Below are 25,616 nucleotides of genomic sequence, written 5' to 3'. Positions count from 1 at the left end.
AATACAATTTACGACATTTATTCCACAGGAATATTGATAACAAAAATCATACTCAACAAGCCGTTAACACTGGCCCGATACATAAATCTCAGCGAACAATTCATTGCCGTGATTGTAGTCACATAACCTATATTTTTTATGCCTCCATATGCATTACCGGAGCAAAAACCTAAATAAATCAATTTTTCAAATATCGACCTCTCCTACACTAAACCTACCACTTAAGGCTTATATCGACATTTATCAATACTGGCCTTTGATAATAACAAGCGGAATACTCCGCATCACACTGGAGGATAACTGTGAAGACAATTACCACAGATATCGCAGTCATCGGCGCAGGCGGCGCTGGTCTTCGTACTGCAATTGCAGCAGCTGAAGCTAATCCTGAATTAGAAGTAGCACTGATTTCTAAAGTTTACCCAATGCGTTCGCACACGGTAGCAGCAGAAGGCGGTTCAGCAGCGGTAATTAAAGACGAAGATAGCCTAGACAACCACTTCAACGATACCGTTGGCGGTGGCGACTGGCTATGTGAACAGGATGTTGTTGAATACTTTGTTGAAAACGCGACTCGCGAAATGATCCAAATGGAACAATGGGGCTGCCCATGGAGTCGTAAAGAAAACGGTGAAGTAAACGTACGCCGATTCGGCGGTATGAAGGTAGAAAGAACGTGGTTCGCAGCCGATAAAACTGGCTTCCACATGCTTCATACACTGTTCCAGACTTCGATGAAGTACGACCAAATCAAACGATTTGACGAGTACTTTGTGGTGGATTTGATCGTTGAAGAAGGCGAAGTACAAGGCCTTATCGCGATTCATATGTCTGAAGGTGAGCTTGTTACCATCAAAGCAAAATCGGTTGTTCTAGCAACGGGTGGCGCAGGTCGTGTTTACCACTGTAATACTAACGGCGGCATCGTAACGGGCGACGGTATGGCAATGGCTTATCGCCACGGTGTGCCACTACGTGACATGGAGTTCGTTCAATACCATCCAACAGGCCTACCGGGCACGGGCATCTTGATGACCGAAGGTTGTCGTGGTGAAGGCGGTATCATCGTCAACAAGAACGGCTACCGTTACCTACAAGATTACGGCATGGGCCCTGAAACGCCAGTGGGCGAGCCGAAAAACAAATACATGGAACTGGGTCCACGCGACAAAGTTTCCCAAGCATTCTGGCATGAGCAGCAGAAAGGCAACACCATCAAGCACCCTCTTGGTGATGTAGTACACCTTGACCTTCGCCACCTTGGTGAAGAGTACCTGCAAGAGCGCTTACCGTTCATCTGTGAGCTAGCAAAAGCGTACGTGAACGTAGATCCTGCAAAAGAGCCAATCCCAATCCGCCCGACTGTTCACTACACCATGGGTGGTATTGAAACTAACGGTACTTGTGAAACTCGCATCAAAGGCCTATTTGCGGTTGGTGAGTGTGCGTCAGTTGGCCTACACGGGGCAAATCGCCTAGGTTCGAACTCTCTGGCTGAGTTTGTGGTATTTGGCCGCGTTGCCGGTGAAGAAGCGGTGAAACGCGCCGCAGAGTTCAAAGGCTGGAATGAAGCGTCTATCGCTAAGCAGGTAAAAGCGGTTGAAGATCGCATCGCTGCGCTGATGAACCAAGAAGGCGACGAGAACTGGGCTGATATCCGTACTGAAATGGGTCACACCATGGAAGCGGGTTGTGGTATCTACCGTCAAGAAGACTTGATGCAGGAGACCATCAACAAGATCACGGAACTGAAAACGCGCTACAAGAAGATCAGCATTAAAGACAAAGGCAAAGTGTTCAACACTGACCTACTTTACGCTATCGAAGTCGGTTACGGCCTTGAAGTCGCAGAAGCAATGGTTCACTCAGCTATCCTTCGTAAAGAGTCTCGCGGTGCACACCAACGTCTAGACGACAACTGCACAGAACGTGATGACGTGAACTTCCTAAAACACTCACTCTCTTTCTTCAATGAAGATGCAGCACCAACCATCGATTACAGCGACGTTAAGATCACCAAGTCTCAACCTAAAGCTCGTCTATACGGTGAAGCAGCAGAGAAAGCCGCTGCCGCTGAAAAAGCTGCAGAAGCGAATGCTAAGAAAGATGAGAAGAGCGAAGAGGAGCAAGCATAATGTCAGCGAACCGTATCCAAAAAGTAGACATTCTGCGCTACGACCCAGAGAAAGATGCAGAACCTTACATGCAGACTTTCGAAGTCCCATTCGATGAAACCATGTCAGTACTTGATGCGATTGGTTACATCAAAGACCACCAAGACAAAGACCTTTCATACCGTTGGTCTTGTCGCATGGCGATCTGTGGTTCTTGCGGCATCATGGTTGATGGCGTGCCTAAACTGGCGTGTAAGAGCTTCTTACGTGACTACCCAAACGGCCTGACTATCGAGCCTTTAGCTAACTTCCCAATCGAAAAAGATTTGATTGTCGACATGACGCCGTTCATCGAGCGCCTTGAAGCGATCAAGCCTTACATCATTGGTAACGATCGTAAGCCTGAAGATGGCACTAACCTGCAAACACCAGAGCAGATGGCGAAATACAAACAGTTCGCTGGCTGCATCAACTGCGGTCTTTGTTACGCAGCGTGTCCTCAATTCGGTTTGAACCCTGAGTTCATCGGCCCTGCAGCATTGACTCTTGCTCACCGTTACAACTTAGATAGCCGTGACAACGGTAAAGATGAGCGTATGAAGCTTATCAATGGTGAAAATGGCGCTTGGGGCTGTACGTTTGTTGGTTACTGTTCTGAAGTATGTCCGAAGAAAGTAGACCCAGCAGCGGCGGTTAACCAAGGTAAAGTTGAGTCTTCAATGGACTTCGTTATCTCGATGTTCAAACCTGACGGTACATCTGTTAGCAAGAACCAAGTAAAAACTGCAGAGGAGGCATAAGATGAGCAATCGTAAGCCTTATGTTCGTGAGATGAAGAGAACGTGGTGGAGCAACCATCCGTTCTACCGCTTCTACATGCTACGTGAAGCAACTGTACTGCCTTTGATTCTGTTCACTGTATTCCTAACCTTTGGTTTGGGTGCACTAGTGAAAGGCCCTGAAGCGTGGGCTGGTTGGTTGAGCTTTATGGCTAACCCTATCATTGTCGGTATTAATATCGTGGCTCTGCTAGGCAGCTTAATGCACGCTCAAACCTTCTTCAGCATGATGCCTCAAGTGATGCCAATCCGCCTGAAAGGTAAATTGGTTGATAAAAGAATCATCGTACTGACTCAGTGGGCAGCGGTGGCTTTTATTTCTTTAATCGTTCTTGTTGTGGTGTAAGGAGCTTTCGTTATGAACACAAACTACAAAGTTAAGCCTGTTAACCACAATCCTCAACGCTCTGATGAGCCAATCTGGTGGGGTCTATTCGGCGCTGGCGGTACTTGGTTCGCGATGATCACGCCAATCACGATTCTAGTGCTAGGTATCTTAGTGCCAATGGGCATCATCGATGCTGAAGCTATGAGTTACGAACGTGTGTCTGAGTTCGCCACCAGCATTATCGGTGCGCTATTTATCATCGGTACGCTGGCACTGCCAATGTGGCACGCTATGCACCGTCTTCACCACGGCATGCACGACCTAAAATTCCACGTCGGCGTTGCAGGTAAAGTGGGCTGCTACTTCTTTGCAGGCCTAATCAGCGCATTGTCTGTTATTTTCATCTTTATGATTTAACAGCAAACCGATTTCACTAATTTAAAGGTCAGTCTCGCACTGGCCTTTTTCTTTTCTAAAACAAAATCATAGATAACAAAAAAGGCCACCGCAGTGACCTTCTCTTCATTCGAATGATATTGTTGGAATACCCATTCGATTATGTAATCGCATGGATTACTTTACACGACCAACGTATTCGCCAGTACGAGTATCAACTTTCACAACTTCACCGATAGCGATGAATAGAGGAACACGAACTACCGCGCCTGTTGCTAGAGTCGCTGGTTTACCACCAGTACCTTGAGTATCACCTTTCAGACCTGGATCTGTATCAGTAACTTCAATCTCAACAAAGTTTGGCGGAGTTACAGTGATAGGGTTATCATTCCACAACGTTAGAGTACAAACGTCATTTTCAACTAACCATTTTGAAGTTTCGCCGACTGCTTTTGCATCTGCCGCGATTTGCTCAAAAGTTTCGTTGTTCATGAAGTGGAAGAATTCACCGTCTGAGTATAGGTAACCCAGTTCAACGTCTACTACATCTGCAAGTTCTACAGTGTCGCCAGACTTGAATGTTTTCTCTAACACTTTGCCTGACAGCAGTTTACGAAGTTTTACGCGGTTGAACGCTTGGCCTTTACCTGGCTTAACGTATTCATTTTCGATAATTGAGCAAGGCTCGTTATCCATCATGAATTTTAAACCGCCTTTGAATTCATTGGTGCTTACTGACGCCATGATTTCCTCTTACACATCTTTGAGTTGATTTCAATGCCGCATATCATAACCCGAAAAGTCGAATCTGTTGAGCAAAACTGGCTCAAACAACTATCGAATGCGATCTCTGACCCGAGAACGCTACTCGAAACATTAGAAATCGACACTTCAGATTGGGTTGATGGCTTTGCCGCTCGAGACCTATTTGCTCAACGAGTGCCTCAAAGCTTTGTCGATAGAATGGAAAAAGGCAACCCGCACGACCCTCTGCTGCGCCAAGTGCTACCGATCAGTGAAGAGTTTGAAATCCATCAGGGTTACTCTTCCGATCCGCTCGAAGAACAAAATAATGCGATTCCTGGATTACTGCACAAGTATAAAAGTCGCGCATTGATGATCGTGAAAGGAGGCTGTGCAATTAACTGTCGTTACTGCTTCCGTCGTCATTTTCCCTACCAAAATAACAAAGGCTCAAAAGCGGTGTGGCAGCAAAGCCTCGACTATGTAGCCAACAACCCAGAAATTAACGAGATCATTTGGTCAGGCGGCGACCCATTAATGGCTAAAGATAGCGAGCTACAATGGTTACTCGCTGCGATTGAAGAGCTCCCTCATATCAAAACACTGCGAATTCACAGCCGATTGCCCGTCGTGATTCCAGCACGCATCACGACTGAACTTTGCCAGATGCTGCAGCAAAGCCACCTCAAAATCGTCTTTGTTAGCCACATCAATCACGCCAATGAAATCAACAACGAGCTTGCACAGGCTTTTGAAAAGTTGGTAAAAGCACGAGTTACCCTGCTCAACCAAAGTGTTTTGTTAAAAGGTGTGAATAATTCGGTTTCTGCACAAACTAAATTGAGTGAAGCCCTTTTCTCTATTGGGATTCTTCCCTACTATTTGCACGTTTTAGATAAGGTGCAAGGTGCGGCGCATTTTTACGTCAGTGATGATGAAGCACGAGCACTCATAAAAGGGCTCATTGAAAACGTTTCTGGCTACCTTGTGCCTAAGCTGACTCGTGAAATTGGTGGCCGTAACAGTAAAACACCACTCGACCTACACTTAGAATAATAATGAAAAATGACTAATTCAGTTCATCGTAACAAACAAAAAGCTCCAGGATTTACCCTGATCGAATTCGTCATTGTGATCGTTATTCTAGGGATCTTATCCGTAACGGCCTATTCCAAGTTCCTCAATTTACAAACTGACTCACGCCTCGCGGCTTTAAACGGTTTAAGAGGCGGAATGGTAAGTGCGAGTAATATGACTCATGGCAAAGCGGCCAGTTTAGGCATTGAAAATGCGGTGAGCGGCGCGATTACTATTGAGGGTGACAACATCGAAATTGCTTATGGCTACCCAGTCGCGATGAACGATCAAGCTTGGGCATTGTTACTCGAGACATCGACGCGAGATGCGGCCTCGGATGATGGAGTCGCAGATTGGTACTTTACTAATGAAGCCGACGATGACGGCATCATCATCTATGCTTCCGGCAGTAAAAGGCTTGTGTCTGACGAATGTTACTTAGAATATACGCAAGCAACCGAAACAACCCTTCCCAGCTTCATCATTACGAGCACAGGCTGTTAATTGCCCCATTCGTCATCATTACTTTTAATGGTGACGATAGTTAATTTTCGTTCGCCTTCTTACCATCCCGTACGCATACTCCCCTTTTTTGGAGATGCCTACGATGTTCATAGCCCCTTACCTCAACATTGACCCTTTCAGCTGGCCGGCATTGATGGCATGCGCGCTTAATGGCGTGTTAATTGGCGTAGAAAGGCAAACTCGAGGCAAACCCGTTGGAATTAGGACGTCCATCCTCATCATTTCAGGGACGTATCTATTTATGACAATGGCGATCAGCCTATCCCCAAATACCCTGGATCAAGCTCGTGTTCTTGGACAGATCATTACAGGGGTCGGGTTTCTTGGCGCAGGTGTGATGATGACACTCAATGGTAAGATTCATGGCGTTACCTCTGCCGCCATCATTTGGATGTTAGCCGCATTGGGGATGATGATAGGACTTGGCCACTTATCGCAGTCCGTCATTATTACGCTATTGGCTCTCGCCGTTCTTTTAGGCGTGGACCGAGTGGAAAACAGCTTTCAAAGCTTACGTCGTGGCGTACATAAAAAGTGGAAATTGAAAGCTGAGCACCATGAAAAAGGCTGAGCTACCCTCTTTCATACATCGCAATTGACACTTGGTTTTTCCCTGCGGTTTTAGCGTGGTAAAGCTGCTCGTCAGAAGCTCGGATACTTTGGTTTTTCCATAGATGTGACAAGCTGTCGAAGCGATATAGAGAGTAAAGCGTTGCCCCCCCCCGAGACCGACACTTCAATTCGGTCTCCACTGTCACAGCGATAGCTTTGTAAACTGATGTCTTTTTGAACTCGTTCAAAGATCGAAGTCAGTAACTCTGGGGAGTCACCACAAATCGCGACGACAAACTCTTCCCCACCAAAACGGGCGACGATATCTTGTTGTCGCACGCTGCTCAGCATTAGTTTTGCAATATGGCAAATGACTTCGTCTCCAATCTCATGGCCAAACTCATCATTAATATGCTTAAAGTCATCAATATCAAACACACCAATGCCAACAATAGGCGACTCATTCTGATTCAATAGTTGCGCCTCAAAGCCTCGTCGGTTAAGAAGCCCAGTCATAGGATCCATCATCGCTAAGTCGTGTAAACGTTGATTCTCTTGCTTAGCGTAATATCGCCAAAGAACGAGCGTTAAGCACAAATACATTATCAATACACTCATCAACTGCATTTGATCATGCTCTAACACATGCCAAAGGTGTTCTCGCTTAGGTTCATCCACATTTAAAAACAACCCCGTAGCGACACCGTTCAGTTTGATTGGGTAAGAATGCGTATACGCCATAATGCCGTATTTGTTCTTCCCTTTCGTTGAATCGATATGATAAGCCGTCTTCCTGTCAGAAACTAAATCGCTGACATAACCGTCAACACCCAACACCCCTTTAAAGTCGCCGTTGACATATATCCCTTTCGTTAGCGTCACGACCCGCTTCCCAGTTAAGTAATCACTGTATTCTCCGGTATACACCACTTGGTCTTGGCGCTGGGTCAATCCATAACGCACCGTATTAATCCAATACGGGCGATTCATCACCACTGAGTCAAACGTATCGCCGCGAATATACTGAGCAAAATCGGACGGTGACGAGATAATAAACTTATCTTTTGAGATGAAGTAAATTGCTGAAATTGTCTCGATAGTATTCGAAAAATAAGCCATAGAGGGTGCGATAAACAATCGCTTATTCGCTTCAATGTTTAATGTACTATCGGTATTGCACATTTCGGTCGGGCCCGAAAACATGAAATCGAATCTAGCCTCCCCTTGCTCTTTGTTAACAAAGTAACAAGTTTGCTCCTCGATGTGCCGAGAATGAGAGAATGCATAAGTTTCATTATGAAGGGGGTATAACGCAGTAATGTTGTACTCAAGCGCGTTGATAATTTGAGTCAAGTCTCCAAGCGCATTGCTCACATACTGGTGTTCTGACCAATATTCATTTTTTGACTCATCCGCTGAATCCACCAAAAGTAAGCTTAAAAAAACAAAGAAGAGGGCACTTAATCCTAAAAGTGCTTGTTTAAAATTAAAAATGTTATTTTTGGGCACTACGACATCACAGCGATTAAGTTTGCCGTACATTGTACCAGTTATTATTTTATGGTCTAGCGTTCTGATGAACCGTTATGAGGAATTAAGTGCATATTGTGAGGTTGACTAGATTTAGAAAAAGCACATAAAAAAGCCCAAGTCCTATAACTTGGGCTTCACTTTTTTCTGCACTGAACTGAAGCTATTTAGCAAAGTTAACGATTGGGAAGCAAGGGAAGAAACCGTTGTCTGCACAGTTAATCAAACCAATCTGCACACCTTCAATTTTTGCGGTTTTGTTGAAGATACCCACTTGCACCGTTGACTCAGAAGAAATGTTCGCAGCACCGACATCCACCATAGTGTCGCCTTCTGAGTAGTTTACAAAGCTCACATTCGCGCCGTTAACATCATTAGTAATGTTCACCGCACCCAAGTTAACACCCGTAGTTAAACCAGTATTCCAGTTAAAGAAACCAAGTGATGCACCTTTCATTTCTTGATTTACTTTAGATGCACCAAAAATACCAAAGTTCACACCTGTAGTACGTTGCGTTTCTGACATACCCACGATAGCTAAGTCCAAACCAGACACTTCGTCAACTTGACCATGTAAAGCCGCTACACGGACACCAGCAACTTTGCTTGCTTGCGGAGCATTGAAATCGTTGATTGAAGAGAACATGACGGGGGCACTTGCGAATACAGCAGGCGAAGCGACAGCTGCAGAAATAGCTAGAACTGAAAGAAGTTTTTTCATTGGGAGTCTCCACTGACTTTAGTTGTGCGCGCTAGCCAAATTGCGACTAATCACTCACTATTATTTTCCATTAATAATCAATTACCCGTGTTAATTCCACGTCATAACTGTCATTTGACTATAAGAGCTAAGATGGGATAGCGCAACAAGTGGACTATGCTTAATGAAAAATAACTGAACCCAATGCTGTAAAGTAATGCTTCCTTCCACTTTTCCACTCATTTCACAAACAAAAAAGCCAAGGCAATACCTTGGCTTTCTTTACAAGCGTCTAAGTGATACCACTTAGAAAGCCAATATGATTACATCATACCGCCCATGCCACCCATACCACCCATGCCGCCCATATCAGGCATTGCAGGCGCTGCTTCTTGAGGCTTGTCTGTCACCATCGCTTCTGTTGTGATCATAAGACCAGCAACTGATGCAGCGAACTGTAGTGCAGAACGAGTAACCTTAGTTGGATCTAGGATACCCATAGCAATCATGTCGCCGTATTCACCCGTTGCCGCGTTGTAACCGTAGTTACCTTCGCCAGCGCGAACGTTGTTAGCAACAACAGACTCTTCATCACCTGCGTTCTTAGTGATTTGACGAATTGGCGCTTCCATCGCACGTAGTGCAACACGGATACCAACGTTTTGCTCTTCGTTGTCGCCTTCAAGGTTAGCCACTTTAGATGCAGCGCGGATAAGTGCAACACCACCACCAGCAACCACACCTTCTTCAACTGCAGCGCGAGTTGCGTGAAGTGCGTCTTCAACGCGATCTTTCTTCTCTTTCATCTCAACTTCAGTCGCAGCACCCACTTTGATTACTGCAACACCGCCCGCTAGCTTAGCTACGCGCTCTTGAAGTTTCTCTTTGTCGTAGTCAGACGTTGCGTCTTCGATTTGCTGACGAATTTGAGCAACACGGCCTTGGATCATCACTTCTTCACCCGCACCATCGATGATGGTTGAGTTTTCTTTAGTGATAGTTACACGCTTAGCTTGACCTAGGTCTTCTAGCGTTACTTTCTCAAGGTCTAGACCGATTTCTTCAGAAATCACAGTACCGCCAGTCAGGATAGCGATGTCTTGAAGCATTGCTTTACGACGGTCACCGAAACCAGGCGCTTTAACAGCAGCCACTTTCACGATACCACGCATGTTGTTCACAACTAGAGTCGCTAGTGCTTCACCTTCTACATCTTCAGCGATGATTAGAAGTGGACGAGATGCCTTAGCAACCGCTTCTAGAGTCGGAAGAAGTTCACGGATGTTTGAAACTTTCTTGTCGATTAGAAGGATGAATGGGCTTTCTAGATCAACAGAACCGGCTTCTTGGTTGTTGATGAAGTAAGGAGATAGGTAACCGCGGTCGAACTGCATACCTTCAACTACGTCTAGCTCATCTTGTAGAGCCTGACCTTCTTCAACTGTGATAACGCCATCACGACCTACTTTTTCCATCGCTTCAGCAATGATGTTACCCACTGTTGAATCAGAGTTTGCAGAGATAGTACCTACTTGCGCAATCGCTTTAGTATCTGCACATGGAACTGAAAGACCTTTTAGCTCTTCAACTGCTGCGATAACCGCTTTGTCGATGCCGCGTTTAAGATCCATTGGGTTCATGCCAGCAGCAACCGCTTTTAGACCTTCAGTGATGATAGCTTGAGCAAGTACTGTCGCTGTCGTTGTACCGTCGCCCGCCGCGTCATTCGCTTGCGAAGCCACTTCTTTAACCATTTGTGCACCCATGTTTTGGAACTTATCTTCAAGTTCAATTTCACGTGCAACAGAAACACCATCTTTAGTGATAGTTGGTGCGCCAAATGATTTATCTAGTACTACGTTACGGCCTTTAGGACCTAACGTTACTTTTACTGCGTCAGCCAGAACGTTTACACCTTCTAGCATTTTAATACGTGCGTCGTTACCAAATTTAACGTCTTTAGCAGCCATCTTTATTTCCTTTAAAATTCTTTAATTCAAATAAGTTCAATGTATTGGCGCGGATTACTCAACGATCGCCATGATGTCGTTTTCAGACATGATTAGAACTTCTTTACCGTCGATTTTTTCAGATTTAGTGCCGTAGCCTTCTGCAAAAATAACAGTGTCGCCAACCTTAACGTCTAGCGCTTGAACGCTACCGTTTTCTAGAATGCGGCCTTTACCTACCGCTAGAACCGTACCACGAGTCGATTTCTCTGCAGCAGAGCCTGTTAGAACGATGCCACCAGCTGACTTAGATTCAACTTCTTGGCGTTCAACGATAACTCGGTCGTGTAATGGACGGATATTCATTGGTCGTCTCTCCTGATAATTTCCATTTAATTTGATATGTGCCGATATTGGCATGTGATTACTCAGTATGTTGGGGACAAGCGCCTCGATCCCAAGGGGGATAAGCCGAAAAAGTGTGATTAATTTAACGAAAAGTGACTTCAAGCTGAGTACTTAGGTTCTAGGAGCTAAGCAGTGCTTCCTGTATCCTACGTTTTTAATCTCACAGGTGACGATATGCAGGCTTCATCTTATGCGCGATAAACACGGATTGCTCTCAGCGCCTATCCCTGAGACATTGCGAACCATGACTATCCCGATGATTTTCGGCATGGTCGCGATCCTGATGTTTAATCTGATTGATACCTTCTTTATTTCTCTGCTCGGTACTCAAGCGCTCGCCGCTATCAGTTTTACGTTTCCTGTAACCTTCGCAGTCAACTGCATCACAATGGGTATCGGTATGGGGATTTCTACCTGTATTGGTCGTCTTCTTGGACAAGGCAATTCAGAGAATGCTGCAAGATTCACAAGCCATGCTCTTCTGCTAGCGGTGGCTTTGGTGACACTCGCCTCAACGGTTGGTCTTTATACCATCCCTAATCTATTCGGCCTGTTAGGTGCAAAGCCTGAGCTTATTCCTCTGATTGAGCAATACATGCAAGTGTGGTACTTAACCATCCCTTTGCTTGTGATCCCGATGGCTGGCAACAGCGCTATTCGAGCAAGTGGGGATACCAAAACCCCGGCAAAAATAATGATGCTCGCTGGTGTCATTAATGGTGTATTAGATCCTTTACTTATTTTTGGTATCGGGCCATTTCCAGAGCTCGGGATTCAGGGTGCCGCAATCGCCAGTGCATTGAGTTGGCTAGGCGCGCTATGCGGTTCACTTTATGTATTAATAAAACGAGAGAAACTTCTCGCACTGCCTCGATTTGGCGAAATCATTAATGATTGGCGAACCATCCTATCGATTGGAACGCCTGCCGCACTTTCTAATGCGATGAACCCTATTGCCGGCGCCATCATTATGATGATGCTCGCGAAACACGGAACCGAAGCCGTGGCGGCTTATGGTGCCGCTCAGCGTATAGAGTCCATCCTAATATTGGTGTTAATGGCACTTACATCAGCCTTAACTCCATTCATGGCACAAAATTTTGGGGCGAATAAGCCAGAGCGCAGCTTCCAAGGTCTGTTTTTAAGTATGCGCTTCTCTATCCTATTCCAAGCGTTGATTTTCTTAATGATGGTGCCATTAAGCATTCCACTGGCAGCCCTATTCTCCCAAGAACAAACCGTAAAAGATTTACTCTGGCATTACTTGCTAGTCGTGCCTTTTAGCTACGGCTTCCAAGGCGTTGTCATGATGTTGGTCAGTGGACTAAACGCCATGCATAAGCCGCTTCAAGCCTTTCAATGGAGCTTCATGCGCTTGTTTGTTTTCACGCTACCTTCAGCTTGGCTGGGCTCTTACCTCTATGATATTGAAGGGTTATTTTTTGGTATCGCATTAGGGAATATCGTTGGTGGGCTTTCAGGTTACCTATATGCCATTAAAACTCGTAACCGACTTATCGCAACCTAAAAAAAGCCCGCATTATTCAATGCGGGCTTTTCTAATATTGCTGTCTAGTGATTCTCCACTAGATTCACATTACTTAACAAGCACATCACCTGACATCTCTGCAGGGATCTCCATACCTGTTAGAGAAAGCATCGTTGGTGCTAGGTCTGAAAGCTTACCACCCTCTTTAAACTCTACTTCTTTGCTTCCCACGTAGATCAGTGGAACAGGTAGGTTCGTATGCGCAGTGTGGATACCACCCGTTTCTGGGTTAACCATCATTTCAGCGTTACCATGGTCAGCTGTGATCAACAGTTGGCCATCAACTTCTTTGATTGCATCCACAACTTTACCGATGCACTCGTCTAGCGCTTCACTTGCTTTAACTGCAGCTTCATAAACACCAGTGTGGCCTACCATGTCACAGTTAGGGTAGTTACAAACGATAGCGTCGTATTTGCCACCTTTAATTGCTGCGACTAACTTGTCAGTAAGCTCTGGTGCGCTCATTTCTGGTTGTAGGTCGTAAGTTGCAACTTTAGGAGAAGCCACTAGTTGACGTTCTTCGCCTTCAAACTCGTCTTCTTTACCGCCATTGAAGAAGAAAGTTACGTGCGCGTATTTTTCTGTTTCAGAAATACGTAGCTGAGTCTTACCTTCTTTCGATAACCACTCACCGTAAGTATTTTCTAGAGATGCCGGTGGGAAAGCGATTGATAGAGGGATATCTGCTGCGTATTGAGTCAGCATTACAAAGTCGATAGCTGGGAATACATTACGCTCGAAACCTGAAAAATCAGTCACGAAAGTACGAGTGATTTGACGAGCGCGGTCAGCACGGTAGTTCATGAAAATAACTGCATCGCCATCTACGATAGCTGCAGACTCTTCACCTTCAGCTTTGATCTCAGTCGCTTTAACGAACTCATCGTTTTCGTCACGGGCATAAGCCGCTTCTAGGCCAGCAACCGCAGTATCGAATGTGAATTCAGCCTTTGCTTCTGTCAGTAGCTCGTATGCTGTTTGTACACGATCCCAGTTGTTATCACGGTCCATTGCGTAGTAACGACCAACTAGTGATGCCACACGGCCTTTGCCTAGTTTAGCGAATAGATCTTGGAAACGTTGCAGCGAGTTTTCTGCACTACGTGGCGGCGTATCACGTCCGTCTAAGAAGCAGTGTAGGTAGATTTTCTCAGCACCACGTTCAGCGGCCATTTCTACAGCTGCGTAGATGTGATCTTCGTGAGAGTGCACGCCACCTGGAGACATAAGTCCCATGATGTGTACTGCTTTCTCTGCTTTTACCGCTTTATCAATTGCATTCACTAGTGCTTCAGTTTGAGAAAACTCACCATCAGCGATTGATTTAGTGATACGAGTAAGGTCTTGATATACCACTCTACCAGCACCGATATTAGTATGGCCAACTTCAGAGTTACCCATTTGACCGTCTGGTAGACCTACATCCATGCCAGAAGCAGAGATTAAAGTGTTAGGTTGGTTAGCAATTAGGCCATCTAAAACTGGCGTATTTGCGTTTGCGATAGCGTTGTCTTGGTTGTCTTCACGGTAACCGTAACCGTCAAGAATCACTAGAGCCATTGGCTTCTTAGCTGACATAGGACTGACCTCGTTCAATTCAAAATAATCGGTATAGAAACAAATTAGCGTAATTTTACTACAGTTTGTAGTCAAAACTGTAGCGGAAGATCAAGAAAGGAGGCCGGCAGGAGGATCAGAGCTGAAAAAAAGCTTCTTTTGAAGGCTAAGTATTCCCGTTTTATGTATTTATTTACAGACCAAAAGACAACGAAAAAGGCCAGCAACTAAGTTGCCGGCCTTCCATTAATTCTCTACAACTTGCAGTGCTGAGCTAGAAGCATTCCAAACTAGATCACCAATACCGTCAGTAGGCTTAAACCCTGTTGGTGCATCCAACAACAGTTGACGAATCGTTTCATGTTCTAAGTTATGGCAAGCAAAATCTAAAGATTCAAGTAGATTGTCATACTCATCAATAGGTAAAAATACTTCATGAGCTGTCATAATTCGTTCATGAGCAGTGCGCTGAACATTATCCCCTATCAACAGCTCTTCATATAGTTTCTCCCCCGGGCGAAGGCCAGAGAATTGAATTTCAATGTCACCATGAGGATTCTGTTCATTTTTAACAGACAAACCAGAAAGATTAATCAAATTCTCTGCAAGATCAGTAATTTTAACTGATTCGCCCATATCAAGAACAAATACGTCACCGCCTTTGCCCATCGCACCGGCTTGAATAACAAGTTGAGCAGCTTCAGGTATGGTCATGAAGAAACGAGTAATATCGGGATGAGTTACCGTTAAAGGGCCACCTGCTTTAATCTGTTTTTTAAAGAGTGGTATAACAGAACCAGAAGAGCCAAGAACATTGCCAAAACGAACCATGCAGAAACGGGTACCATTTTCTTTCTGATTCTCATGTTCAGCCAAGGCTTGCAAACCCAGTTCAGCCATGCGCTTAGTTGTACCCATGACATTTGTTGGACGAACAGCTTTGTCTGTCGAAATTAGCACAAAAGATTCGACGCCCGCTTCAATTGCCGCTTTCGCAGTGTAGTAAGTGCCGTAAACATTGTTTCGCACACCCTCTACAACATTATACTCAACGAGAGGGACGTGCTTATACGCTGCAGCGTGATAAACAGTCTCAACCTTAAAAGACTTCATTGCCGTAAGAAGACGATGCGAACGTTGAACTGATCCCAAAAGAGGGACAATGTCTACATCAAGATCTTTGGATTCTTTTATTAAAGAAAGTTCGCGATCAATTTGATATAAGCCAAATTCAGATAGTTCAAACAGAACAAGTTTCTTTGGTCCTTGCTTTAAGATCTGACGACATAGTTCTGAGCCAATCGAACCGCCAGCACCAGTTACCATAACAACTTTATCTTTAATGTTAGCTTCCATTAGAACTTGCTGAGGAGCGACTGCATCACGACCAAGCAAATCTTCAATTGGTACGTCGGTCAATTCATCAATTTTTGCCTTACCCGATACAATATCAGCCATATCAGGCACAGTTTGAATTTCAACGGGAAGTGGGGCTAACAAGTCTAGAATTTGTTTACGGCGAGCGCGAGATGCACTTGGTATCGCAAGCAAAATTTTAGAAACATCATGCTTCTCAATCAAAGCTTCTGCTTTAGATAAATCAACAACGGGCAACCCAAGGATCATTGTATTTGTTAGAGTTTTATCTTCATCGATAAACGCCCGAATACGATAATTTTCAGAAGCACGAAGTGCAACTGCGAGCTGACGACCACCAGAACCAGCACCATATATTAGTACTTCTTTGCAAGAGTCCTTTGATGGTGATGTTGTTGCTACGAGATTACGGACAACAAGGCGAGAACCACCACACAAAAGAGCTAGATAGGCACCATATATGATTGGCACTGTTCTAGGGATTGGTTCCTGTAGATAATAAGCAAAAACCGCTAACGCGATCGCTGACAGTACAGCCCCAGCAGTCACTACGAACAAAGCTTGAAAAGTCAGATATCTCAGGATAGCTCGATACAGTCCAATTTGGGTAAAAATCAAAACTGTAGATACTACTGTTAAGCCAATCAGTAATAAATTATCACTATCGCTAAGTAGCTTTACATCACCCAACCTTGTCCACAGAGCAATATGTAAAGCAAACAAAATAAGCAATGTGTCAATAATGACACTGATGACTCGTTTATGTAAGCGAGACAACTGCCAGATAAAGTTAAGACGTTGCATAAAATATTCTTATTTATTTAAAAGACTCAGAAATCTTGTAGAAACATCATTAATAGACAGAAAAATCAAACAATCTTTCAGGTGTACTTTTTATAATCATGATGAACAAAAGCCTCAATAGTGTCAAATTGGATCTATTAAGGCTTTTAAAAGAGCTAAATTAATGTGTTTCCTATTTATCAACTAGCTTTACAATTGCTGAATAATAATAGGAAAATTTAACTATCTTTGAGCGTCCAGCAAAACTTCACGAATAACCGTACATGTTTCGCTTAGTTCTTGTTCTGTTAAGGTTGGGTGTACAAGAAACATTAAACTTGTGTCCCCTAAAATTACAGCATTACTCAAAGGCTTCTCTGGCCTCCAAGGTGTATTGTCAAACGCTTTTTCGAGGTACACTTCAGAGCAACTGCCTTGGAAAGCAGGTACACCACGCTCTACAATAGTCTCTACTATGCGATCTCGTGTCCACCCGTCAGCAAGGTTTTGAGGTTCTATAAACAGATAATGCTTATACTCAGCATGTTCACTATATTCTGGAACTTGAACTCTACGAACAACGTTAAGATCTGCCACTGATTCATCGATTCTTACAGCATTCTCTCGACGCTTAGCTGTCCACTCTAGCATTCGATTCAATTGAATACGACCAATAGCAGCTTGCATTTCAGTCATACGCCAATTTGTACCAAAAGATTCATGTAACCAACGGAAACCTGGTGGGTGTTCACGATTGTAGATGGCATCAAAACTCTTACCATGATCTTTGTACGACCACATAGTAGACCACAATGCTTTATCATTGGTTGTCACCATGCCGCCTTCACCACCTGTTGTCATGATCTTATCTTGACAAAAAGACCATGCGCCAATGTGGCCAATAGTACCAACACTACGACCTTTGTATTTCGCGCCGTGTGCTTGAGCACAATCTTCAATCACGTAAAAACCATACTGTTCTGACAGCGCCATAATTGCATCCATCTCTGCTGGCATACCTGCAAGATGCACCACAATTACTGCTTTTGTTTTTGGTGTTAGTATTGCTTTTATCGATTCTGCCGTAATCGCTTGGCTGTTTAGGTCCACATCCGCAAATACAGGGGCAGCTCCTGATGTAACAATTGAAGAAGCGGAAGCAAGGAACGTTCTTGGAGTGGTAATTACCTCGTCACCCTCACCAACGCCTAAGGCTTTTAACGCCACGTCGAGTGCTAGAGTGCCGTTGCCAAGGGCAATCGCGTATTCACAACCAGCCCATGTCGCGAACTCTTTTTCAAACTCACGACATTCGTTACCTGTCCAGTAGTTTACTTTGTTTGACAGTAGGACATTGCTCACTGCATCAGCTTCTTCTTGAGTAAAAGAAGGCCATGGAGAAAATGGAGTACTTAACATAAAACTACCTTTTAACTGTCTTGATAATTAGTTTTAAATCATGAATGATCGAGTTATCTAAAAAATACTGATAGTTAATTTCAACCTTATCCGGCCAAATAACTTCGTCGTTATATTTTTTAGGGTTATCAACGGAGTCTAAGATCTCTTCTTCGTTAGCATATTTAATTGATGCCGGGCCGGTAATTCCTGGCCGGAGTTCCAATATTTGACGATATTTCCCTTCAAGTTTATCAGCATACCCCGGAACATCAGGGCGAGGTCCCACAAAACTCATATCGCCAATAAGGACATTGTATAATTGAGGTAGCTCATCTATCTTGTACTTCCGCAGAAAAGCTCCTATTGGAGTTATTCTTTTCTTTTGAAGGCTAGTTATTGCCATTGTTGAATCGACACCAATTTTAGTATCAACCATAGTCTTGACTTTATAAACGTTAAAAATACGGCCTTTCCGGCCAATTCTGCGTTGAGAGTAAATTCCAAAACTCTTAGTTGATAAGCTAGCAACTATAAAGGCTACCAGTAAGATAGGGAAAGCAATTAACAAAAGAAAAAATGATAGTATTAAGTCAAACGTTCTCTTCATTATACAACCCACCTATTTAATAACTGCATTTCTTACCCAATTATAAAATGGAGTAATTGTAACGACAAAACACAACATCGCCAGTGCACAATGCCGAATGCCTCCTCCTAAATCAAAAATAACTCTAAAGCGATCCAACATATCCGAGTAAGCCTTCTTTACATCAGTTCTTCTTAGCGAGGTATCTTCCGAAAAATCGAAAACATATAATGGCTTAGATATATTCCCGAATACTCTATCTCTCTTGAAAAAACTTAGCCATAACAACGTATCCTCATTCCTAAGAGAAAAAAGTGGGTAATATATACCTTCATTAAAAACATCGCGACGAATAGCAACAGTTGGATGAGACACTGAGTTTCTGTAAAGAAACATCTTTTTTATATCACTATGTTTTGTTGGGTAGCGTATTATTTCTGCGTCACAACAACGTGATAAACATGCATCCAAAGACCCGAGGCCTGTATCCAATTGATACATCGCACTACCAAAGATATCGACTTTTGGGTTAGCCAAAGAGTAGTTCACAATTTCTTGTAGTCTATTTGGCAAGGATATATCATCAGCGTCCATTCGCACAAATATATCACCAGAAAAAGTTTTAATAATGTTATTCAGTCCAAATGCTAAGCCATTATTAATATCAGAATAAACAACTCTAACCCGTTCATCAGATATTTCTTCAAAATAGTCTAATAAATCTAACTTTGACACTCCATCAGAGTATATTATAAACTCAAAATTGCCGTATGTTTGGTTTAATATTGACTCTACAGCTCTTTTCAATTGTACAGAATTTACGCCATCATATACTGACATCGCAATGGACAACGTGACTTGATTCATTCTAACAGTCCTTCATAAATGAGTTTGAGCTTTGCTTCTTCTGTCTCCCAGTTATATGCTTCCACAGCAGCCCGTCGCCCGTTAGCACCCAACTCACCTCTCAAACTAGGATTACATGCCAGCTTATTGATAGCGTGGGCATAACTATGTGGATCATTCCTATCACAAACTAAACCGCAATTGATAGCCCTAACTTTTGAACTCATTTCTGGTAATTCATTACAAACAAATGGTTTACCAGCCATGATGCTCTCAAAAAACTTATTCGGTAAGGCATCATAAGCGGGGCTGTGCAAAATATTAGGAATTGTCAATATATCACTAGACATCAGATACTCTTTTACTTTGCTAGGTTGAACAGAACTACCAAAGACAACCTTATCTGTAAGGTTTAATTCGCTGACCAATAACTCTAGTTTTTTCCATGCTTTTTCGTGACCAACACCATAAACAGCTAGGACAATATCATCGTTCCAATGCATACAAGAGTTTATAAGATCACCGAGCCCTCTATCTAAGTTTACACTCCCTAGGTATAGAACAATACACGTTGAGCTTGAAATATTATGTTCTTCTCTTATTTTATTACTATAAGATAGGTCATGTAATAGTGGAGTATTATATATGTAATTAATATTTTCAGGTAAAACATGAGACCTAAAGCTTAAATCTGACTTCAGTCGAGATGCGACTGTTATAACAGAATCCGAATACTTTGGAAGTTTTCGTTCAAGAAAACCCCATAAAGACCTAAGCTTATAATGAACCGAGTCTTTCACTTGAATCATTGAAAATATATCATGACAATCAAATATTATTTTTTTCTTTTTAAACTTAGCAACCACTCCACCAAGAAATAACGCATCGATATCATGAAGGTGATAAAGATCGCATTTTACTTTGTTAATTTCAAAAACAAACTTCATCATTCCGGAAAAAAGCCAGATGAAATTAACAACCTTATCTAGTAGCTTATTATTGACGGAATCTCTTCTCGTTAGTTTTACGCTTCTAACTTCTAGATTTCCTGAGTTATCATCAATAAGTAAATTAGAATCACTTTCATATATTGAATCTTCAGGTCTTTGAGAGCAAATGACTGTAACAGAGTATCCAAATTTCAAAAGACTAGAAACTTGTTTAAATACCCTTCTGTCATTCCAAAAATCGGTAGTAACTACCACACATATACTTTTATTCATGAATTATCGCTGCTTTGCTAATAGCTAACTTCTTACTTGGAACATCTTTAGAAACAAGAGCTCCAGCCCCTACAATAGCATTTTCCCCTATAGTAACACCTGGTAATATAATTGCATTCGCTCCAATGAAAGCTCCCTTTTTTATAATTACTGGTGCGACAGATGCAGAGCCTCTTTGAGAGTTTTCTTTATGGCCTATAATAGAAACTCGAAAAGAAATAGTAACATCACGTTCGATGCTGACCAGTTCAGGTACTGTATCGTCTATATAACATTCAACTCCAATAAAAACACCCTTGTCAATTTTTACACCACTTAACTTAAAAAATAATAATCTTACCTTGGGAAAAATAGAATTCCTTGCTATCTTAGAACATAGCTTTATATATAGTTTTTTTAGTTTTGATTTGTGGTTATTTCTAACATAGTCAAAATAATCAATCAAATTTACCCCCCCTATAATTACTTATATTGTTCGCCAAAGACAACATAACCCAAACAACAGGAAAGTTGATAATACTGCTAATACTAATACCAGTGGAAAATACGACTGGTATTACAGATGAGAATGTCAAGAACAAGACTCCGCTGTTACTTGATACGCCTTCAAACACAAATTTATTAAAAAAATAAAAACCTAAATATATATATATATATATTTGACAAATGATTGATATTGCACCGAAATTAGCCCCCAACTCAATCAACCAATTATGAGGGCTGCATATACCTCCGTTCGCATATGCTGAAGACCCAAAACAGGTGAGCTCGAATGCCATTGGACCAGAGCCTAGGTAATAACTATTAACCAGTATGTCAAAGCCCAGTCGAGCCAATTCAAACCTGATTAGATCTGCAGAATCAGCAGCAGTGATCTGATTAAAAAGAACTTCAATCATTCCATATGATACAACGAAAGAAAAACTAAGTAAGAAAACAAACATAGAATAAAACAAAATTTTTCTTAGTTTAAATGAAAATCGATTTGACAATGATAAGTTAATGAACCTGATAGAAAAAAGAAAAATTGGCAAGAAAACCATTGCTGAGTTAATTCGACTACCTGTGCTCAAAACAATATAAATAGAAGTAATGTATAATATACAATAGAAAACTTTAAATAATAGTTTATTCTCAAAAAAAGCTCGAGCAAAAAAAAGCGCCGCACCTATTGAAGTGATAGACGCATAGTTATTTTCATTATAAAATGTACCAGTTGGAATACTTGGATCCGAGTAATAAAATGAATAATCATAATGCCTAGAATTCGGCAAATGCAATCCTGTAAGGTTTTCAAACAATCCAATTAATAATGAAAAAAAGAAAAGAAAAGATAACCATCTCAACATACGAGTGTAATTAATCTCTGTCACAGAAAGAAAATAGACTGTCAAGAAGTTTGTTAAGAATATAATATAATAGCTAAGTTGGGATATATCCTTTATAGTAAAAATACTTACTAAAGAGGCCCATATTAATATAAAGAAAATTGCCCAATTTATTCCATTACCAACAACTAAATACCCTGTTCTAAGTAAGATTAGAATTGATACCGCCACGTAAATCAATAACAAAATACTAACCGGAGCTAGAAATCCTGGTAAAATTGAAGTGTTAACAAAACCAAATACTAGTAGTAGTATCGAGAAATAGTCATTTAGTTTTTTTCTATTTAAAATCATAAACTTCTTTGTACCATGAAATTAGTAACCTAGCCACCACACAATCCGAAAATTTGCTTTCAGCGTCTTGCCTAATTTCTTGAGGAATGTATTTTCTATTTAATAAATCTTTATGAATCCGAACTAATCCAGTAGCTATTGATTCTGGATTGCTTTCAACTAAAATCCCATTTTTATCATTAATTATATCCCTAACTCCCAAAGAGTCACAACTAATAATGGGGATACCGTGAGCCAATGCTTCAATGTATATCATACCAAAAGTTTCATAGTGGCTAGTGTGTAGAAGCAAATCTGACTGTTCAAATTTCTTAAATGTTTCAGTCCGACTTAACTGACCACAAAGATTCACTTGCTCTTGTAAACCTAATGCAGCTATCCTCGACTTCAATTTACCGTATAATGGTCCATCACCGATAATATCTACATTCAATGCACCCATTCCCATCATTTTTATAGCATCAAGAATAATCAATGGGTTTTTATTCGAATCTAAACTTCCCACAAAGAGAACATTTAATGACTTTCGCTCATTCAACTCTTTTAGCTTACGCCCTTCAAACTTAAATAGATTGGGAATTACTCGTGCTTTAACATTAGTTTTAAAAAAAATATCCTTCGCCAAATTATGACTAACTGCGACTACTGAATTAGCGTTACTATAAGTATTCTTAATATCCAATTTTTTCTTATGGTCGCCAGTTAGCTTTCTAATCTGGCTACTATGTTCAGTAACTACATAGCCAATACCAAACTCCTTTTTAATCCACAAGGCTAAGTCTCCGGCCAAAAAAGAGTGTAAATGAACTACATCAGGTAAACCGAACTCTTTCCTATAGCTTTCAAATAATTTTTTTCCAAAGTGTAAAATTAGTTTTTTATTAATTGGCCGAACACTAGGTAATTGAGAGTAAAAATGTGGTATTCCGTGATAATCATTATAACCATTACCGATGAGTTCGAGTTTCTTTTGAGCAAGTATCAATTTTGGTGAAATCAACGATACTGAAAGAAATGCAACCTCTAAACCAGCTTCTTTTAAGGCAACTCCTTGCTCTAGAAAAAATGAGCCAGATAAAGGTTGATATGAATTAGAAAACCAACTAGGTATAATTAAAACTTTCACAATTAGAGTAATTCCTTGAAAAGAGCAACGCTAAAGTAATATAAACCAATAAAAGCAAGCTCATGCTATATGAAAAAAAAGATAATGTTTCAACTATTTCACCTCGAGCAAAGTATATTGATGATGCAGCAGTAATAAAATAAGAACAAGAAAAGTAAAAAGAAACTTTTTGCTTATTAATAATTAAAAATACACTTGAAATAGGACTACTAACAAAGTTAAAATATAGCCATGGTGTAAGTGATATTGCTATCTCACCCGCAACCCTCCATTCAACACCAAATATTAATACAAAGAAATCCACTGCATACGAATATATTAATAGAAATGGCACTATCCCTAACAATGCTAAAAAAACAACACTTTTACAGAGTATTGGGTATACCTTTTTTCTTTCGACTCTACTTACTTCTGAGAAAAAAACTTGCCCTAAAACAGCATTAACCAATTGAATAGGGCCTTGTAGTATTCTTAATGAAAGAGAATATTGACCTAGCAATGCATTACCAAAACCATTTGCTATAAGATAATTAACGGATAAATTTCGTCCTGAGTCAATCAATGATGCGGGAGCCGTATACAGAGGTATACTCTTGTATTCAAAAAGTGCTTTTGTCATACGTTTCAATTTGGTAACTCTACAGAATTTGAAATTACCAAATTTAAATATATTAGTCTTAAAAATCAAATCAAAAACTAATATAGATAAATATGAAAAAGTCAAAGCTAGTAATAAGCCAACATCAAAATGTGAAAACAAAAACTGGAAAGATACGAGCACAATTGACAGTATTATTTTCAATTTAGCTAACGCTTTATAGTTCTTCTGTCTCATCAATGAATAATTAATGACTTGATACATTGAATAACAAAATGTGAATACTGGAAGTAAATACACTCCCTCTTTTCCAATTAACTCACTTATGTTATGGCTAAAAACAACACAAAGAAACAGTATAACAAGCAATGACAATGTCGACAGAAATAAACACAGATTCTTCACTCTATTTGACACTATATCACTTTGAGGCAGCACAATCGCAGTTTCTAAGCGCCCCATAGTTAACATAGACAAAAATGTTGCCATTGCTAGATAATTGGCAACCAAACCAAACTGTTCTGGTGTATAAATTCTAGTTAAAATTGGCATGATTAATAGAGGAACTAATTGTGAAAGCACTGTTCCTGACATTAATATACCAATTTTACTCCAAATCAACTTAATATTGCTTAGCATTCGAATCAATCAGTAGCCTATCTAAGATAATACGGCCAGTGTTACCATCTCCATACAAAGCACTCCAAACGTCAGGTTTTCTCAAATTGTGATACGCATTAACAATTTCGCTTTTATTACTACCTACCAAAGTATTCCAACCACTATCCACAGTCTCAACCCATTCAGTTTCCTCTCTCATTGTAATGCAAGGAACTTGGAATATGTATGCTTCTTTTTGTACACCTCCTGAATCAGTAATGATGCAACTAGCATTTTTTTCAAGAGCTATCATATCCAACATTGGTACAGGTGGTAATATTTTAACGTTATCTAACAAATAAACTAATCCATATTCCTCAATCTTCTTGTTAGTTCGAGGGTGTAAAGGAAGTATAACCGTGGTATCTTTAGCAAGAACTGATAACGATTCTAAAATAGACTGTAGTTTTTCTTTTGAATCAGTATTCTCTTGTCTATGACAAGTAACAAGAACAAACTCACCCTTACATAACCCTTCATCTTCAACTATGCATGATCTAATATCGGAGAGGTTACTATAAAATAAAGATGCGTCATTCATTATATCCCCACAGTTTATTACATTTGAAGTAATACCTTCCTTAGCCAAATTATCACAAGCCAATTGCGTTGGGGCAAAACAAATATCAGATACATGATCAGTAAGTACACGATTAACTTCTTCAGGCATAGCTCGATTGAAAGAACGTAGACCCGCTTCAATGTGTGCAACTCGAATGCCCAATTTACTTGCAGCGATCGCACCACTTAAAGTCGAATTAGTATCTCCGTAAAGTACAACAAAATCAGGTGACTCTTTTATCAAAATATCTTCAATACCCTTAATCATCTCCCCTGTTGCATGGCCATGGCTTTTTCCACCTACACCAAGATAATAATCAGGTTTTGGGATATTCAATTCATCAAAAAAAACCTCAGACATATTGACATCATAATGCTGTCCTGTATGAATAATTATTTCTTGTATCCTAGCACCCGAAGAGTTTAATTCTCTGATATTTCTTGATAAGACTGCTGCTTTTACAAACTGAGGTCTTGCCCCAATTACCGTTACAATTTTCAT

At 41.2% G+C, this 25,616-nt stretch carries 23 protein-coding genes and 1 pseudogene; 8 read left to right on the top strand and 16 right to left on the bottom strand.

The window, feature by feature from the left end:
* Positions 1-302 precede the first annotated feature (302 nt).
* Genes frdA through frdD form a run of 4 tightly spaced genes read left to right on the top strand, consistent with a single transcriptional unit; the run spans position 303 to position 3,698 of the window.
* Complete coding sequence (gene frdA / locus ACHUFI_RS13200) at positions 303-2,135, top strand: fumarate reductase (quinol) flavoprotein subunit (protein WP_394249804.1); 1,833 nt, start codon at positions 303-305, stop codon at positions 2,133-2,135.
* A complete protein-coding gene (locus tag ACHUFI_RS13195) occupies positions 2,135-2,914 on the top strand; it encodes a succinate dehydrogenase/fumarate reductase iron-sulfur subunit (protein WP_105025751.1) in 780 nt (259 codons plus the stop codon). Before frdA ends, ACHUFI_RS13195 begins: the two co-directional genes overlap by 1 nt.
* 1 nt (position 2,915) lies before the next feature.
* Positions 2,916-3,299, top strand: coding sequence for a fumarate reductase subunit FrdC (gene frdC / locus ACHUFI_RS13190; RefSeq protein WP_008219063.1), 384 nt, complete (start codon positions 2,916-2,918; stop codon positions 3,297-3,299).
* A 12-nt stretch (positions 3,300-3,311) separates the two neighbouring features.
* Positions 3,312-3,698 carry a fumarate reductase subunit FrdD gene (frdD, locus tag ACHUFI_RS13185; protein WP_004741337.1) on the top strand — a complete coding sequence of 129 codons (387 nt, stop codon included), beginning with the start codon at positions 3,312-3,314 and terminating at the stop codon, positions 3,696-3,698.
* Positions 3,699-3,854: 156 nt separating this feature from the next.
* On the opposite strand, the gene efp is transcribed toward frdD, so the two are convergent.
* Positions 3,855-4,421 carry an elongation factor P gene (gene efp / locus ACHUFI_RS13180; protein WP_137358732.1) on the bottom strand — a complete coding sequence of 189 codons (567 nt, stop codon included), beginning with the start codon at positions 4,419-4,421 and terminating at the stop codon, positions 3,855-3,857.
* A 33-nt stretch (positions 4,422-4,454) separates the two neighbouring features.
* On the opposite strand from efp, the gene epmB reads away from it, so the two are divergent.
* The 3 genes from epmB (at position 4,455) to ACHUFI_RS13165 (ending at position 6,594) form a co-directional block, all read left to right on the top strand.
* Positions 4,455-5,477, top strand: a complete 1,023-nt coding sequence (gene epmB, locus ACHUFI_RS13175) for an EF-P beta-lysylation protein EpmB (protein ID WP_394249801.1) — start codon at positions 4,455-4,457, stop codon at positions 5,475-5,477.
* Positions 5,478-5,486: 9 nt separating this feature from the next.
* Positions 5,487-6,002: a type II secretion system protein gene (locus ACHUFI_RS13170; protein ID WP_394249799.1), complete on the top strand. Its 516-nt coding sequence runs from the start codon at positions 5,487-5,489 to the stop codon at positions 6,000-6,002.
* A gap of 103 nt (positions 6,003-6,105) precedes the next feature.
* Positions 6,106-6,594: an MgtC/SapB family protein gene (locus ACHUFI_RS13165; protein WP_394249797.1), complete on the top strand. Its 489-nt coding sequence runs from the start codon at positions 6,106-6,108 to the stop codon at positions 6,592-6,594.
* 1 nt (position 6,595) lies between these two features.
* Here the strand turns inward: ACHUFI_RS13165 and ACHUFI_RS13160 are convergent.
* From ACHUFI_RS13160 to ACHUFI_RS13145, 4 genes and pseudogenes are all read right to left on the bottom strand, one after another.
* A pseudogene (locus ACHUFI_RS13160) lies at positions 6,596-8,117 on the bottom strand (sensor domain-containing diguanylate cyclase).
* 151 nt (positions 8,118-8,268) lie between these two features.
* A complete protein-coding gene (locus tag ACHUFI_RS13155) occupies positions 8,269-8,826 on the bottom strand; it encodes a VC2662 family protein (protein ID WP_394249795.1) in 558 nt (185 codons plus the stop codon).
* 302 nt (positions 8,827-9,128) lie between these two features.
* Entirely contained in the window at positions 9,129-10,775 is a 1,647-nt protein-coding gene (gene groL / locus ACHUFI_RS13150) for a chaperonin GroEL (protein ID WP_394249793.1), read from the bottom strand.
* A gap of 54 nt (positions 10,776-10,829) precedes the next feature.
* Positions 10,830-11,120, bottom strand: coding sequence for a co-chaperone GroES (locus ACHUFI_RS13145; RefSeq protein WP_137358739.1), 291 nt, complete (start codon positions 11,118-11,120; stop codon positions 10,830-10,832).
* Between the two features lie 232 nt (positions 11,121-11,352).
* On the opposite strand from ACHUFI_RS13145, the gene ACHUFI_RS13140 reads away from it, so the two are divergent.
* Positions 11,353-12,690: an MATE family efflux transporter gene (locus ACHUFI_RS13140; protein ID WP_394249791.1), complete on the top strand. Its 1,338-nt coding sequence runs from the start codon at positions 11,353-11,355 to the stop codon at positions 12,688-12,690.
* Between the two features lie 69 nt (positions 12,691-12,759).
* On the opposite strand, the gene gpmM is transcribed toward ACHUFI_RS13140, so the two are convergent.
* The 11 genes from gpmM to wecB form a co-directional block, all read right to left on the bottom strand.
* Positions 12,760-14,292 (bottom strand): 2,3-bisphosphoglycerate-independent phosphoglycerate mutase, encoded by a 1,533-nt coding sequence (gene gpmM / locus ACHUFI_RS13135; RefSeq protein ID WP_394249789.1) that lies wholly within the window; start codon positions 14,290-14,292, stop codon positions 12,760-12,762.
* A 225-nt stretch (positions 14,293-14,517) separates the two neighbouring features.
* Complete coding sequence (locus ACHUFI_RS13130) at positions 14,518-16,452, bottom strand: polysaccharide biosynthesis protein (protein ID WP_394249787.1); 1,935 nt, start codon at positions 16,450-16,452, stop codon at positions 14,518-14,520.
* 222 nt (positions 16,453-16,674) lie between these two features.
* A complete protein-coding gene (locus tag ACHUFI_RS13125) occupies positions 16,675-17,850 on the bottom strand; it encodes a DegT/DnrJ/EryC1/StrS family aminotransferase (RefSeq protein WP_394249785.1) in 1,176 nt (391 codons plus the stop codon).
* A gap of 4 nt (positions 17,851-17,854) precedes the next feature.
* Complete coding sequence (locus tag ACHUFI_RS13120; RefSeq protein ID WP_394249783.1) at positions 17,855-18,439, bottom strand: sugar transferase; 585 nt, start codon at positions 18,437-18,439, stop codon at positions 17,855-17,857.
* Positions 18,440-18,451: 12 nt separating this feature from the next.
* Positions 18,452-19,285 (bottom strand): glycosyltransferase, encoded by an 834-nt coding sequence (locus ACHUFI_RS13115; RefSeq protein ID WP_394249781.1) that lies wholly within the window; start codon positions 19,283-19,285, stop codon positions 18,452-18,454.
* Positions 19,282-20,487 carry a glycosyltransferase family 4 protein gene (locus ACHUFI_RS13110; protein WP_394249779.1) on the bottom strand — a complete coding sequence of 402 codons (1,206 nt, stop codon included), beginning with the start codon at positions 20,485-20,487 and terminating at the stop codon, positions 19,282-19,284. The genes ACHUFI_RS13115 and ACHUFI_RS13110 overlap by 4 nt, the downstream gene beginning before the upstream one ends.
* Entirely contained in the window at positions 20,480-20,932 is a 453-nt protein-coding gene (locus ACHUFI_RS13105) for an acyltransferase (RefSeq protein WP_394249777.1), read from the bottom strand. Before ACHUFI_RS13105 ends, ACHUFI_RS13110 begins: the two co-directional genes overlap by 8 nt.
* Complete coding sequence (locus ACHUFI_RS13100; protein ID WP_394249775.1) at positions 20,925-22,169, bottom strand: hypothetical protein; 1,245 nt, start codon at positions 22,167-22,169, stop codon at positions 20,925-20,927. The genes ACHUFI_RS13105 and ACHUFI_RS13100 overlap by 8 nt, the downstream gene beginning before the upstream one ends.
* On the bottom strand, positions 22,156-23,295 hold the full coding sequence (locus ACHUFI_RS13095; RefSeq protein ID WP_394249773.1) for a glycosyltransferase: 1,140 nt from the start codon (positions 23,293-23,295) through the stop codon (positions 22,156-22,158). Before ACHUFI_RS13095 ends, ACHUFI_RS13100 begins: the two co-directional genes overlap by 14 nt.
* Positions 23,273-24,532, bottom strand: coding sequence for a lipopolysaccharide biosynthesis protein (locus ACHUFI_RS13090; RefSeq protein ID WP_394249834.1), 1,260 nt, complete (start codon positions 24,530-24,532; stop codon positions 23,273-23,275). Before ACHUFI_RS13090 ends, ACHUFI_RS13095 begins: the two co-directional genes overlap by 23 nt.
* Positions 24,516-25,616, bottom strand: a complete 1,101-nt coding sequence (wecB, locus tag ACHUFI_RS13085; protein ID WP_394249771.1) for a non-hydrolyzing UDP-N-acetylglucosamine 2-epimerase — start codon at positions 25,614-25,616, stop codon at positions 24,516-24,518. Before wecB ends, ACHUFI_RS13090 begins: the two co-directional genes overlap by 17 nt.

This window comes from Vibrio profundi (genome assembly GCF_043642225.1).
GTDB lineage: Bacteria > Pseudomonadota > Gammaproteobacteria > Enterobacterales > Vibrionaceae > Vibrio > Vibrio profundi_A.
This window is presented reverse-complemented; position numbering and strand designations above follow the sequence as displayed.